The sequence below is a fragment of the Paenibacillus gansuensis genome (assembly GCF_042684925.1).
Lineage (GTDB): Bacteria > Bacillota > Bacilli > Paenibacillales > DY6 > Paenibacillus_N > Paenibacillus_N gansuensis.
The window spans coordinates 517,837-531,109 of sequence record NZ_JBHUME010000007.1; the positions used below are offsets into that span (position 1 = coordinate 517,837).

Here is a 13,273-nt window from a genome sequence, read left to right on the forward strand (position 1 = left end):
TCTTGAAAGGACCGGATTATGCAGGTCAGAGGCTTTTCCGATGCAGCTGGTTTTGCCCGCTGTCAGGGCCATTGTCCGGTGTATTTACATCTCTTGGCAGTTGAGGCATAATTCTGCCGATGATATCGGTCAATTCGTTCGCGAACCCTTGGACAGGATGCCCATTGCCGATATCCTGCCGGATTTCGCGGATTCGCTGGGCAATATCCATGTCAGCCGTAACGATGGCGTATTTACCATAAGGATCTTTGCGCAGTGCCTCGGCAACAGCATATTTAATCGTGCCGACCCGTGACCGGTCCAGCTTGCCGTCGATGTCCAATCCAACGATAGCGGTGTTTCCGATAACAACACAGTTGGCTCCCTTCACGTTAGGGACGCTTCGGGCAAGGCTCTCCAAGTGGGCGGATACACTTTTGGAATCATTTATGACAGGCCGCCCCGGTATCGTTTGCTCCGTTTTTACATAATACTTATCATGTGAAGGAGCAGGAGCGGCCCCATTCTGAGAAGACTTGTTGCAGCCTGCAAGGATGCTCAGGATTATTACGACGGCACACATTGTTTTCATCACATTCGCCCTTTCTATTCCTTTAAAAACATGGATAGTTTGTCCTTAAAGCAAATTTCTATGTATTATCCTTTTTTGGGAAAACCAATGCACGGAGGGGACTTTTAGGTGAAAAAAATATTCGTACTGGATACTAACGTGTTGCTGCACGATCCGAACAGCATGTTTTCTTTTGAGGATAATGAAGTCGTCATTCCGGCCGTTGTATTAGAAGAAATTGATTCGAAAAAGCGCAATGCCGATGAAATCGGCAGAAATGCGAGGTATATTTCCAGGCTGCTCGACGGGCTGAGAAACAAAGGGAAATTATATGAAGGTATAGCTCTGGACAATGGCGGTACGATGAAAGTGGAGTTGAATCATAAAAGTTTCAATAAAATGCAGGAAATGTTCAGCGAAGTAACTAACGACAACCGGATTCTGGCCGTAGCGCTCAATTATCATTTAGAGCAGCAGCAGACATCCGACCCTAAACCTGTAATTATGGTAAGTAAAGATACACTGGTCCGGATTAAAGCGGATGTGCTGGGCCTGATTGCACAGGATTATCTCAATGACCGCACGGTACAGCTTTCGGATATGTACATGGGATACGTTACGTTGATGGTTCATCCGGCCGTTATTGATGAGTTTTACACATACAGATTCCTTAGCATTAATAACTTGAACGTGAATTACGGCCTACATCCTAATGAGTTTGTTATTTTGAGGGACGAGATGGGAACGTCCAAATCAGCCCTTCTGAAGGTGACACCTGACGGTAAGAAGCTGGAGCCCCTGTATTTAAGCAATGAGCCGATCTGGGGAATCGCAGCGCGTAACGCCCAACAGCGGATGGCGCTGGAGTTGCTTTTAAACGACGACATTCCGCTGGTTACATTAACGGGAAAAGCAGGAACAGGGAAGACCCTGCTTGCGCTCGCAGCAGGACTGTTGAAAGTAGAGGATGAACATAAATACAAGAAACTGTTAATTGCACGCCCGGTTGTGCCGATGGGGAAAGATATCGGATATCTGCCTGGAGAGAAAGAGGAGAAATTACGCCCCTGGATGCAACCGATTTACGACAATTTGGAATTCCTGTTTGATACGAAAAAGCCCGGTGATATTGATAAAATTCTGGTCGGCCTAGGCAGTATCCAAGTGGAAGCACTCACGTATATCCGGGGAAGATCCATTCCGGGACAATTCATTATCATTGATGAAGCCCAGAACTTATCAAGACATGAAGTGAAAACCATTGTATCGCGTGTAGGGGAGAACAGTAAAATTATTCTGATGGGGGACCCGGAACAAATCGACCATCCTTATCTGGATGCATCGAGCAACGGACTGACCTACATTGTGGAACAGTTCAAGGGGCAGGGGATCAGCGGCCACATCACACTGGAAAAAGGGGAACGGTCCGGACTCGCCCAACTGGCTACGGATTTACTGTAAACATTACAAAAGCAGGGGAGACCCTGCTTTTTTGTGATTTCTTTTTTTAATGCAGTTGGGCAATCATCCCGTAGGCTTTTGCGATTCGCTGGACCAGTTCTATCAGTTGACTGTCCGCAGCAAAAATCGCGGCCCCGTTGATGGAAAAGAACGCGATCCGGTGTTCGCTTAGCTGAACATTGCATTGTTCTTCATCGTATGCATTCGCAGACGGTCCACGTTCTATACTGTAGAGGACAACCTGTTCTGCATAGAGATACCTGTTCCCTGCTTTACTTTCAAAACCATAGTCGGAAAACAGGGGATCTGTCTGCGCATTCTCGGGCAGCAGAAGAAGATCAAGGAAATCATGACTCACTTTGTATTTGTCCATAATGCTGATCATGGCCTCTCTATCGGAGTCAGTCTCTGCGATCAGCAGCTCCTTGTCCCGGTCAAACAGAACAGTCTTCTCGGCAATGGCTTTTACGATTTGCGCGTAATATCCGGGCAGTTTTCCTTCAGGGAGATGCATTTGCAGCCCATACTTGTATAAATGCAGCATTGGATCCTCCTTACAGTGTATCTTTACAATTCATGCAACCATTATGACAACCTCTTCAAGGAAAAGTCAAACAGGTAAAGGTATGGGAATAAAGCGATTACAAGGGCGGCTGAAACATGCTATGATGAAAAGAAGAACCTGTCCGAAAGGAAGTGTGCCATGCTGCGGCGCAAAGGCATGATCCTCAGTATGATGCTGCTCCTAAGTATGATCCTTCTCACTGAATGTCACGATCAAACGAATCTACAGAAGTCTCCTGTTTCAAGGGTAAAGCAGGCAACGATCCCGCCATCTGAAGATTTGTCGGATCAACAAGCGAAGAAAGTGCTTACCATTGCCGTTTCGCTGCCTCCTAAAGCATTTTCCAGACTTCAGACGATCAGCGGCGATTACGCCATGAGCCGCCCGCAAATAGAAATCCGGCTAGTGAATTTGAACCGGAACAAGGCAGGTGCGGAGCTTTGGGAGAAAGCAGAACTTGGTGAAGCTCCAGACCTGATGCTTTTGGATAACCTGGATTTACTGGCATTTGCGGCAAGCGCACATCTCAAGCCTGTTGACTCGCTGCTTTCTAATATTCCAAGTTCAGAGGGACTTGACCGTTCTATAGAACAGGTGAAATGGAACGGATATCTGTGGGGTATACCTTGGGATGTGGACCCGTATGTGCTCGTTTGGAATCGTTCAAGTTTTCTTGCCTCAGGGCTGCATCCGGAGCAATTTTCGGGGAAGTGGCGCTCCGCAAATGAAGCGGTCCTGCGCAAAAACGGACTGGAGCGGATGTTTGTGCCATACGATGATCCGTATGCAGTTTTAAGTTTCATGTCTGCAATGGATATCCCGTGGCGCGAGGACGGCCAATGGGCTCTTACTCCTGAGGAAACCGAATGGGACGGAACCATCGAAAAGGTGCTGAGGGACGGATGGGGGATTAGCGGGGAAGATGCGTGGATTCAGCTGGCCAAAGGGGATCCGGCCATCGCTATCATGCCGTTATCCGAATATTTGGAACATGCCGGAGAAGGTTTGGACTTCTCAGTTCTCTCAAATCAAGGAAACCCTTCCGCAGGCAGCTGGATGAAAGGGCAGAGCTTCGCGGTCTCGACATTGTCGGAGCAGGAGGAAGAGGCCGGCCGTTGGATCGCCGCGGTAGCCGACCGGTTTTTTGTATCTGCGGGTCCAAACGCCTATAAGTATCTCCCCGCCAGTAAATATACATATGAATCCGCTGTATTTCGCAGGGATCCGCTTTACGAGAAAGTATCCGCTGCAGTCCGGCAATCCATTCTGCCTTATCAAGATCCTAAATCCTCTGCTAAGCTTGCTGTACTAAAGGAAGAGGCAGCTAAGCTGGCCTCGGGTCAAACTGATTTCCAACGATTTTTGGATGCCGTTAACATCAGATGGAGCCAATTACAGCGCTAAATCGAGTTGAACCGTTAATACTCCGGGCTCGATCCGAACGTTTTTGGCTTTGAATACAGACATGATTTTCTGTGGATAAAATCCCAAATCAAACTTGTTTTCGAAATCGGAACGTGTTGTGTCAGGAAGCTCAAGCCCGTTAAACTCCAGCCGGTCTATATGAAACGAGATTACATTTTTGGGCTTCTGAAGCACTGTATAGTGGCCTGCAATCAAGACATCCATCCCGTCCTTGCTGCCGGAGGCTATCAACTGTCCCTGTTCGAACCTAAAATCAATGTTCTGAAACAGATCGTTTTTTCTCCTAAGAAATTTGTTGAGCTCCTCATCCTTCACGATCACTTTATAATTCATGCTCTCCAGGGATAACTCTTGGCTGCTATCCTGAAGCAGTTCTGGAAAGTCTTTCATAGCCTGGGCTAATGCCCTGAAATAGGATTTAAACAAGGCTTGCCCTTTCTCCAGCCAGTAGTTTGACATATTTTCCATCAGAGAACGAAGTGCCTCTGCATCGGGATTTCCGGCAAGCTCCTGGTCCACTTCGGACTGGACAGTCTGCAGCCTGTTCTTTTGAAGAGTAAGGCGGTCTTCAAGCGAAGACAAAGATACCTGCTGCTGTTCCAAACTTTGTTTATCCATGCGTAATTGCCTTGCGGAAGAAGCATAGCTGTCCATCGTCTGACGGTCCTGCTTCATGATTATTCCGAAGAGGTCCATGATTTCCAGTGCTTCCGTCCAGGAGCGGACTTGCAGCATTACGGTCCATAACGACTGACGTTCCCCGGTATATACGCTCCGGAGCAATGCGCCTGTCCGTTGTTTCTGTTGTTGAAGCGAGTTTTCGCGGTCGCTGATGCGGACGTCCGTTTGCTTTATTTTGAGAGCAATGTCAGCCTGTTGTTCCCGTATCCTGTCCAGTTCCCGGTTCAGCTCGATTAGGGTAAGGCTTTTCTCCAGTAAGCCTTGGGCAGGGTCAGGAGCTTTTGAAGAGATTTCAGCTCTTGCATGAAGGTTTGGGCCAAAGATTAGAACAGCGGCCAGCAAGAAGTTCAAGAATAACGTAATAGATTTCAGCAATAGCAGCACCCCCTTGTCCTTCTTCCTAAACTTATTCGGACAGAGGCCGGAAAGATGACAAAAAATTGAGGTGTTTCGAATCTGTGTACACAACAGGAACGGTTCCGCTGATTAACAGCCTAATTGCCAGGATAAGCGGCTCTACGGAGGGTTCAATTTCTTTTCGCGATTATATGGAAGCATGTTTATATCATGAAAGCTGGGGCTACTATATGTCCGATAGTCCCAAGTTGGGCAGGGAGGGAGATTATTATACGAGTTCGTTCGTCGGCAGCCTAATGGGAGAAATGACTGCCTGCGCACTGTCTCCGTACCTTGTTTCGCTGCCGGACGAGCAGATTATGATTGTTGAATGGGGCGGCGGTAGCGGGAGGCTGGCGAAGCAAATGCTGGACACATGGGAAGAGAAGTTCCCGGAGATCTATGAAAGAATACGATATGTATCGATAGAGAAAAGCCCTGCTCACCGCCGTCTTCAATACGAAGCCCTTGCCCGGCATGCCTCCAAAATAGAACATCTCACATCCGGACAGTGGATCCAAGGCGGTCCGTATCGTTCGGTTGCTGTTATTTCCAATGAAGTGCCGGATGCTTTTCCGGTGTACCGGTATATTTACGAAGGAACGGGCTGGCGCGAAATTCGGGTAGGTTGGAGTGAAGACAGCGGTAAGTTTATAGAAATTTATGAAGGAAAGCCTGTACCGGAACATGAATGTTATTTATCCGCCTATCTTCCCTCGCCTGCCGTTGGCCAGAAAGCGGAAGTGAATATGGATGCCATAACATGGATGAAGGAAATCGGCCAAGCTGTCGAAAGCGGATATGTCTTAACGCTGGATTACGGTCATGAGGCGGAGGAACTGTACGCTGCCCATCGGCGGGAAGGAACGCTGCTTTGTTATTATCAGCATCAGGCTTCCTCGGATCCGTTCATTCGGGTCGGAGAGCAGGATATGACGGCTCATGTAAATTTCTCAGCCTGTATCGACGCGGGCGAGCAAGCAGGGTTGGAACTGGTTTCGCTGAAGACTCAGAAGGAATTTCTGGTGGAAGCGGGCATACTTGGCGAGCTTCAGGAACATGCCGTTCAAGACCCGTTTAGCCCCGCAGCCCGCAGGAACAGGGGGATTCGTCAGCTGCTGCTGAGCGATCAAATGAGCGAACTGTTCAAAGTGATGCTGCAGTCCAAAGGGGTAAAAAGATAGAAGCGAAAACAAGGCGCTGACTAAAAGTCAGCGCCTTGTTTGTCAGGTCGTTCCTTAGAAAGGGAGACCCATTTGAAAGAAGGTCCAGTAAGTGAATCCTAAAAACGAAAGGATCATATAGCCCCAGAACATTAATATGTAAGTTCTTTCGGAGAAATTCAAATATCCCAGTAAGACGAACACTGCAGTCTGGAAGAAGAACAACAACGCCATCTCCGTCATGTCGCCGATAAAAGCCATCAAGCCGATCACGAGCGTCCAAAATCCAAGTACCCGAAACATGCGTGCCACGAATAAATCCCCCTCTCGTATGCGATCGTAATTATCTATTGAACATTATACCTATACCCCTTCATGAAGTAAACTGTCCACTTTTGACGAAATGGTAAACTTTTCAGATGTTGTCCCTTTGTCCAGCGCCTCTCTTTTTGAATGAAGCTACGTATGATTGCCCTAAAAAATGGATATACCAAATAGTATCAAATAGATTCTATGAACTCTACTAAGGGCATAGAGATAAAGTATGCAGTTAAAATTACGACTTATTTTCCCTATACAGGTGAAACTATGGTTAGGAGGTTATGGCAAACATGTCAGCTATTAGACAGGATGCATGGAGCGCGGAAGACGATCTAATGCTTGCGGATATTACGCTTCGCCATATTAGAGAAGGCAGCACTCAGCTGGCAGCCTTTGAAGAGGTGGGGGAGAGGATCGGCAGAACGTCCGCAGCCTGCGGCTTCAGATGGAACAGCTGTGTCCGCAAAAAATACGAAGCCGCCATCCAGATCGCGAAAGCCCAGCGTCAAAAGAAAAGCTATGTAAAGAAGCAGCAATCCTCGCCGTCGCTGCAGGAAGCACAGGTTTCTTCGGTATCGCTGGAATCCTATGAAGACACGTCTAGCTATCGTACAGAGTCTGTATCAGAAGAGTCTCTTTCCATTGACGCCGTCATTCGTTTCCTTCGCCAGTCCAAATCCACGTTTCAGGAGATGTCACGGCAAATTAAACAGCTTGAGAGAGAGCTGCGCGACCGGGAAGAAGAGTTGGAGCGCATTCGCAGAGAAAATTCCAAGCTTTCCAAAGAGGTTAGTGAAGTGCAGACGGATTATCGTGTAGTAAACGACGATTATAAAGCACTTATACAAATCATGGACCGTGCAAGAAAGCTTGCTTTCTTGGCAGAGGAAGAAGATGAGCCGAGGTCAAGGTTCAAGATGGACGCTAACGGCAATTTGGAGAGAATCGAATAATTACAACGTCAAAGTTAAGATACAAAAGCCGCTCGCGAGAGCGGCTTTTTTCTATTTGGGGCCGTGTTTGAATTCATAGGAAGCATTTGTTATATTGGCTTTACATAACAGGAGAGGTCGGGACAATTTATGCAGATTACTATTGTCGGTGCAGGATCGATAGGCCTGCTGCTGGCGGCTCGCTTCAGCCTCGCCGGTCACGCCGTGCTTCTGGTCACGCGCACGGCGGAGCAGGCGCAGCTCGTGAACGCCCGCGGGCTGGCGTTCACGGACGCCGGCGGCACCGCCGCGCTGGCGCGCGTCCGAGCCGCCAGCTTTGCCGCGCCCGGAGCGGCCGGGCCATCCGGCCCCGCGGCGCCGGACTGGCTCTTCCTCACGGTGAAGCAGAAGGATCTGCATCACCGTGAGTTCCTCGCGCAGCTGAGGGGCTTCGCCGGGCCGTCGACCCGGCTGCTCTGCTTCCAGAACGGCGTCGGCCACATGGAGGCCCTCGCCGCCGTCTTCCCGCCGCATCTGCTGTATGCGGCGGTCACAACCGAGGGCGCTCGGCGAACGTCACCGTGCGCCGTAACGCACACCGGCCGCGGCCTCACAGAAATCGGCCGCCTTGATGCCGCTCCAGCAGGCATGCCGGAAAAAAAGTTGCCCGAAGCTTTTGCCGAAGCAGGATTTACAGCCCGTTTGTCGAATGAGATGGTGAGCGTCATCTACCAAAAGCTGCTAATCAATGCCGTCATCAACCCTCTGACAGCCATTGCTCGAATTACGAACGGAGAGCTGCCGGCACGGGAAGCTTCCCTCTCCTTAATGAGAGACCTGTTCGAAGAAGGAATACAGGTTATGTCTGCTGAAGGAATTAGTCTCCCCGCAGGATTGTGGGAGCGTATTCTGGAAGTTTGCAATAAGACTGCGGCCAACCGTTCCTCAATGCTGCAAGATTTGGAGGCCGGCCGTACAACGGAGATCGATTGGATCAACGGCAGCCTGATTCAACTGGCTCAGCGGCATGGCATCCAGCTCCAAGTACATAAGACGGTTTGTAGAATGGTGAAGACGATCGAATCCCAAACTTCCGGAGGATCGTAACTATGTTCATACTGGAGGGCATCTCCAATTTGTTCGGAATGATGGCAGTTGTTCCTGTGATACCTTTTGCCGCGGCCTGGCTGATCGGATACGGCATTGTCAAAAATCGTAAACAAGCTGCGGGCATTGCAATGGATATTACCACTTTATTTCTGATAGCTGCTGTAGCGGCGCTGTTCAACCGTCTGTTTTCGTCCGGTTTCGGATTTTATGGTATTCTATTGTTTCTGCTGCTGTCGGCGGGACTGATCGGAAGCGCCCAGAACCGGATTAAAGGTAAAGTAAATGTGCCGAAGCTGAGCAGGGCATTATGGCGCATGAGCTTTCTTGTACTAAGTTTCTTTTATATTCTATTTATGATATGGGGAATCAGTAAGCAAATCCTCACAGCCTAAGGAGTGTGCCAGCCATGACCGTACATAATTTGATGGAAGACATCGTGAAAGCCTGCCTGAAGGAATTAATGCATACACAAGAAGCATTGGCCGAACTGGACGAGAAGGCCCAAAGCGATGTAATAGCAATTGCCTTGAATCATTTGCCCCCAAAGTATGTTTCCACCGTGAAGGGCGAAGTGTTCGCGAAAACCCAGCTGCGTATGCAGGTGGAGACCGATGTATACCGGGAGATTTCGTATGCGTTGGATAAGGTAAGAAACGAGGAACGTCCAGGAGATTTTTAAAAGAACAATAATATATTGTATTTTTGTCGAATAATATTTAAAATAAGTAAACAAGGCTTTTCTACCAGTGTTCATGTTAGGGAACGTGACATCCAGAAAAAATTTGTTGCAGTTATTCGTGTTCGTGTAATAATATATTACGCATATACATCGTTAGTCTCAAAAATGGCGAAACTTTCATGGTTAAAAAGTCTGAAAATTTCGCTAGATTTTATTGACCAATGGTTGTATAATGAGGAACACTGATACACAAAAAATTTACTTAAAGGGGAAAAGGTAGCATGAAGAAAAAGAGTTTAGCTTTGGGTCTTGCTGCGGTTCTGATGACCGGAACTGTCCTGGCGGGCTGCGGCACGAAAGGCACCGGCGGGTCCGGAGAGCAAGTATTCCGTATGAACCTGCACACTGAGCCGCCTTCTTTGGACTTGGCGCAAGCACAGGACAACACATCTTTCACAGTGTTGAACGCAATTTACGAGGGTCTGACTACAAAGAACGAGAAAGCAGAAGTTCAGCCTGGCGTTGCTAAGGACTGGAAGATCTCCGATGACGGCCTTACTTACACCATGAACCTTCGCGATGATGCGAAATGGAGTAATGGCGACCCGGTTACGGCTAAAGACTTTGAGTTTGCCTGGAAACGTATCCTGGATCCAAACCTGCAACCTGCTTCTCCTTATGCTTATCAATTGTACTACCTGAAAAATGCGGAAGAGTACAACTCTAAGAAAGATGGCGTTACAGCTGATCAAGTCGGCGTGAAAGCGCAAGACGACAAGACGCTGGTTATCACGCTGAAAGCACCGACTCCATATTTCCTGGGTCTGCTGTCCTTCTTCACTTACTTCCCGCAGCATGAGAAGTCCGTATCCGCTAACCCTGCTTTTGCAGCAGAAGCAAGCACAATCATTGGTAACGGCGCTTTCACAATCGCTGACTGGAAGCATAACGACAGCATCACGCTGAAGAAATCCGATAACTACTATGCTAAAGACGAAGTAAAACTGTCTGAAGTGAAAATGGCTATGGTTGACGATGCTTCTACTGAGCTTTCCATGTATGAGACCGGCCAACTGGATTACTCCGGTGCACCTACAGGTGAAATTCCTTTGGATCAAATTCCGGTGCTGAAAGAATCCAAAAAAGAGGAAATGCGTATTGACCCAATTGCAAGCTCTTACTACTACGTGTTCAACACAACTGCTGAACCGTTCGATAACGTAAATATCCGTAAAGCTTTTGCAATGTCCATTGACCGTCAGCAAATCGTTGACAAAGTTACACTTGCAGGGCAATTACCAGCTTTTGCATTCGTACCTCCAGGCATCAAAGGGGAGAAAGACGAATTCCGCAAAGAACAAGAAAGCAATCTGTTTAAAGAAGACAATGCAGAAGCAAAAGCTCTTCTTGCAAAAGGTATGCAGGAAAAAGGCTACTCCAAGCTTCCTGAGATCACTCTAATCCATAACACAGGTGCTGGTCATAAGAAGATTGCTACAGCAATCGCAAGCATGTGGAAAACGAACCTTGGCGTAGATGTGAAAATCGAAGCTCAAGAGTGGGGCGTATTCCTGAAAAACCGTACAAACCTGAACTACCAGGTAGCTCGCGCAGGTTGGGGAGCGGACTACAACGATCCGATGACTTATATCGACCTGTTCACGTCCAACAGCGGCAACAATGATACCGGCTGGAAAAACCCTGAGTTCGACAAGCTGGTTAACGAGGCTAAAGCTTCTTCGGATGAGAAGGTTCGTATGACAGCTATGGCGAAAGCAGAAAAAATGATTACAGATGATATGATCATCATGCCGATCTACTACTACACAAGCGTAGGTTTGCTGAAACCTAACTTCAAGAACATCACGTTCGACTACAAAGGCGACATCGATTTCACGCGCGGTTATGTTGAAAACAAGTAAGTTTCGACTAAAGTGATTGTGGGAATTCGGGATATGTATGGTAGCCATATATATCCCGAATTTTCTGTTGTCTAAAAATCTGCTTTTCAATATGGAAATAATATGAGATGGCTTATAAAGGCTTTAGCCTTTAAAATAAACTAAGGACAAAATATTTTTAGGAGGTGCCAAGGGCGCATGACACGTTATCTATCAAGCAAGATCCTATATATGCTCATTTCGTTGTTCATACTTGCCTCTGCTACGTTTTTCCTGATGAAAATCATACCAGGCGACCCTTTTCAATCCGAGAAAGCAATCCCGCCGGAAATTAAAAAACAAATTATGGCTTACTACGGACTCGATAAACCACTTCCGGAACAGTATGTAAATTACTTGAAGAACCTGTTGACAGGGGATTTGGGTATGTCGATGAAAATGCAGCACACGTCTGTAGTCAGCATTATTAATAACTCTTTTATCTACTCAGCTCAACTTGGTATTGTAGCAATTATTGTTTCCGTTATTGTCGGCCTTGCCTTGGGAATGGTTGCTGCGTTGCACCACCGTAAGTTTCTCGATAATGCATCCATGGTGCTTGCTGTATTAGGTGTATCCGTTCCTAACTTTGTATTAGCTTCTCTATTACAATATGTACTAGGTGAGAAATTTGGACTCTTTAACGTTGCAGGTCTGAATGGTCCGTTCGACTTTGTCATGCCCGTTATTGCTTTGTCCGCTCTTCCTATCGCGTTTATCGCCCGTTTGACACGTTCGAGCATGCTTGAAGTGCTGGCATCTGACTATATTAAGACTGCTAGAGCGAAAGGTTTGGGAAAACGAGTTATCATGATTCGCCATGCACTCCGTAATGGTATTCTGCCGGTAGTAACTTATGTTGGTCCTCTGACAGCCAATGTCATCACCGGTTCTGTAGTTGTGGAACAAATTTTTGGTATTCCAGGCCTTGGGAAATATTTTGTACAAAGCGTCAGCAATCGTGACTATACTTTAATTATGGGTATCACATTATTCTATGCCGTTATTCTGATGGCAGCGCGTTTCCTTACGGACGTAGCCTATGTCTTTGTAGACCCTAGAATCAAGCTTGGAAAAGGAGGGAAATAGATGGCTACTCAACCAATTGTAGAGACACAGCAAATTCCGGTGAGCAACCAGGATTTTCAGAAGTTAAGCAACGATCTGAAAACTCCGGACAAGATTTCCCGCCAAAGCTTGACTGCATGGCAGGACGCCTGGATCCGCTTAAAAGAAAATAAACTTGCAATGGCTGGATTGATTACGATTATTCTGCTGGTTGTCATGGCCATTATATGGCCTGTACTGACACCGCATGACTACTATACGAATGATTTGAACGCAACAAACTTGAAGCCTTCCAGTGAACATTGGTTTGGAACGGACGACTTAGGCCGTGACATGTTTGCCCGCACATGGATGGGAGCCGGAATTTCTTTGCAAGTAGGTATATATGCCGCTTTGATTGACCTTATCGTAGGTGTAGTATACGGCGGTATTATGGGATATTTCGGAGGCAGAGTGGATGAAGTCATGAATAAGACTTCCGAAGTTCTTTATGCCATTCCTTACCTGTTGATTGTCATTCTGATCTCTGTCGTTCTGGAGCCTTCAATGACCACGATTATTATCGCTCTTTGTATCACGGGATGGATTAACATGTCCTGGATTGTCAGAGGGCAGATCATGCAGTTGAAGAACCAAGAGTATGTACTGGCTTCCCGTGCCCTGGGCGCTGGATCGGGCAGAATTTTATTCCGCCATTTGATCCCGAATTCTCTAGGTCCTATTATTGTTACATTGACACTTACCGTACCAAGTGCGATTTTTGCCGAAGCTTTCTTAAGCTTCCTCGGACTGGGTGTTCAGTCCCCTGCAGCTTCCTGGGGAACAATGATCAACGAAGCTATGACTGCCTGGAGACTGTATCCTTGGCGTTTTCTGTTCCCGGCCTTTCTTATCAGTATTACCATGCTAGCATTTAATTTATTCGGTGACGGTCTGCGCGATGCGTTGGATCCGAAGATGAAGAAGTAGGAGGTGGATCGCT

Annotated in this window: 14 protein-coding genes; 10 read left to right on the top strand and 4 right to left on the bottom strand. The window is 47.3% G+C overall.

What is annotated here, in order from left to right:
* Positions 1–25: 25 nt before the first annotated feature.
* A complete protein-coding gene (locus tag ACFSUF_RS10135; RefSeq protein ID WP_377602570.1) occupies positions 26–571 on the bottom strand; it encodes a YhcN/YlaJ family sporulation lipoprotein in 546 nt (181 codons plus the stop codon).
* 108 nt (positions 572–679) lie between these two features.
* On the opposite strand from ACFSUF_RS10135, the gene ACFSUF_RS10140 reads away from it, so the two are divergent.
* Complete coding sequence (locus ACFSUF_RS10140) at positions 680–2,011, top strand: PhoH family protein (protein WP_377602572.1); 1,332 nt, start codon at positions 680–682, stop codon at positions 2,009–2,011.
* Positions 2,012–2,057: 46 nt separating this feature from the next.
* Here the strand turns inward: ACFSUF_RS10140 and ACFSUF_RS10145 are convergent, their stop codons facing one another.
* Positions 2,058–2,555 (bottom strand): hypothetical protein, encoded by a 498-nt coding sequence (locus ACFSUF_RS10145; protein WP_377602574.1) that lies wholly within the window; start codon positions 2,553–2,555, stop codon positions 2,058–2,060.
* A gap of 159 nt (positions 2,556–2,714) precedes the next feature.
* On the opposite strand from ACFSUF_RS10145, the gene ACFSUF_RS10150 reads away from it, so the two are divergent.
* Positions 2,715–3,980 carry an extracellular solute-binding protein gene (locus tag ACFSUF_RS10150; RefSeq protein WP_377602576.1) on the top strand — a complete coding sequence of 422 codons (1,266 nt, stop codon included), beginning with the start codon at positions 2,715–2,717 and terminating at the stop codon, positions 3,978–3,980.
* Here the strand turns inward: ACFSUF_RS10150 and ACFSUF_RS10155 are convergent.
* Entirely contained in the window at positions 3,969–5,057 is a 1,089-nt protein-coding gene (locus tag ACFSUF_RS10155; protein ID WP_377602577.1) for a hypothetical protein, read from the bottom strand. The genes ACFSUF_RS10150 and ACFSUF_RS10155 overlap by 12 nt on opposite strands.
* A gap of 83 nt (positions 5,058–5,140) precedes the next feature.
* Here ACFSUF_RS10155 and ACFSUF_RS10160 point away from each other — a divergent pair, with 83 nt between their 5' ends.
* A complete protein-coding gene (locus ACFSUF_RS10160; protein WP_377602578.1) occupies positions 5,141–6,262 on the top strand; it encodes a class I SAM-dependent methyltransferase in 1,122 nt (373 codons plus the stop codon).
* Positions 6,263–6,316: 54 nt separating this feature from the next.
* On the opposite strand, the gene ACFSUF_RS10165 is transcribed toward ACFSUF_RS10160, so the two are convergent.
* The gene (locus tag ACFSUF_RS10165; RefSeq protein WP_377602580.1) at positions 6,317–6,553 is read right to left on the bottom strand and encodes a DUF2626 domain-containing protein; all 237 of its coding nucleotides are present in this window, start codon (positions 6,551–6,553) and stop codon (positions 6,317–6,319) included.
* A 299-nt stretch (positions 6,554–6,852) separates the two neighbouring features.
* On the opposite strand from ACFSUF_RS10165, the gene ACFSUF_RS10170 reads away from it, so the two are divergent.
* From ACFSUF_RS10170 to ACFSUF_RS10200, 7 genes are all read left to right on the top strand, one after another.
* Positions 6,853–7,515, top strand: coding sequence for an RsfA family transcriptional regulator (locus ACFSUF_RS10170; RefSeq protein ID WP_377602581.1), 663 nt, complete (start codon positions 6,853–6,855; stop codon positions 7,513–7,515).
* Between the two features lie 129 nt (positions 7,516–7,644).
* On the top strand, positions 7,645–8,601 hold the full coding sequence (locus ACFSUF_RS10175) for a ketopantoate reductase family protein (protein ID WP_377602583.1): 957 nt from the start codon (positions 7,645–7,647) through the stop codon (positions 8,599–8,601).
* 2 nt (positions 8,602–8,603) lie between these two features.
* Positions 8,604–8,996 (top strand): DUF3397 domain-containing protein, encoded by a 393-nt coding sequence (locus ACFSUF_RS10180; protein ID WP_377602585.1) that lies wholly within the window; start codon positions 8,604–8,606, stop codon positions 8,994–8,996.
* Between the two features lie 14 nt (positions 8,997–9,010).
* A complete protein-coding gene (locus ACFSUF_RS10185; RefSeq protein ID WP_377602586.1) occupies positions 9,011–9,283 on the top strand; it encodes a late competence development ComFB family protein in 273 nt (90 codons plus the stop codon).
* A 281-nt stretch (positions 9,284–9,564) separates the two neighbouring features.
* Positions 9,565–11,205: a peptide ABC transporter substrate-binding protein gene (locus tag ACFSUF_RS10190; RefSeq protein ID WP_377602588.1), complete on the top strand. Its 1,641-nt coding sequence runs from the start codon at positions 9,565–9,567 to the stop codon at positions 11,203–11,205.
* 177 nt (positions 11,206–11,382) lie between these two features.
* Positions 11,383–12,312 (top strand): ABC transporter permease, encoded by a 930-nt coding sequence (locus tag ACFSUF_RS10195; protein ID WP_377602589.1) that lies wholly within the window; start codon positions 11,383–11,385, stop codon positions 12,310–12,312.
* Positions 12,313–13,260: an ABC transporter permease gene (locus tag ACFSUF_RS10200; protein WP_377602591.1), complete on the top strand. Its 948-nt coding sequence runs from the start codon at positions 12,313–12,315 to the stop codon at positions 13,258–13,260.
* Positions 13,261–13,273 lie beyond the last annotated feature (13 nt).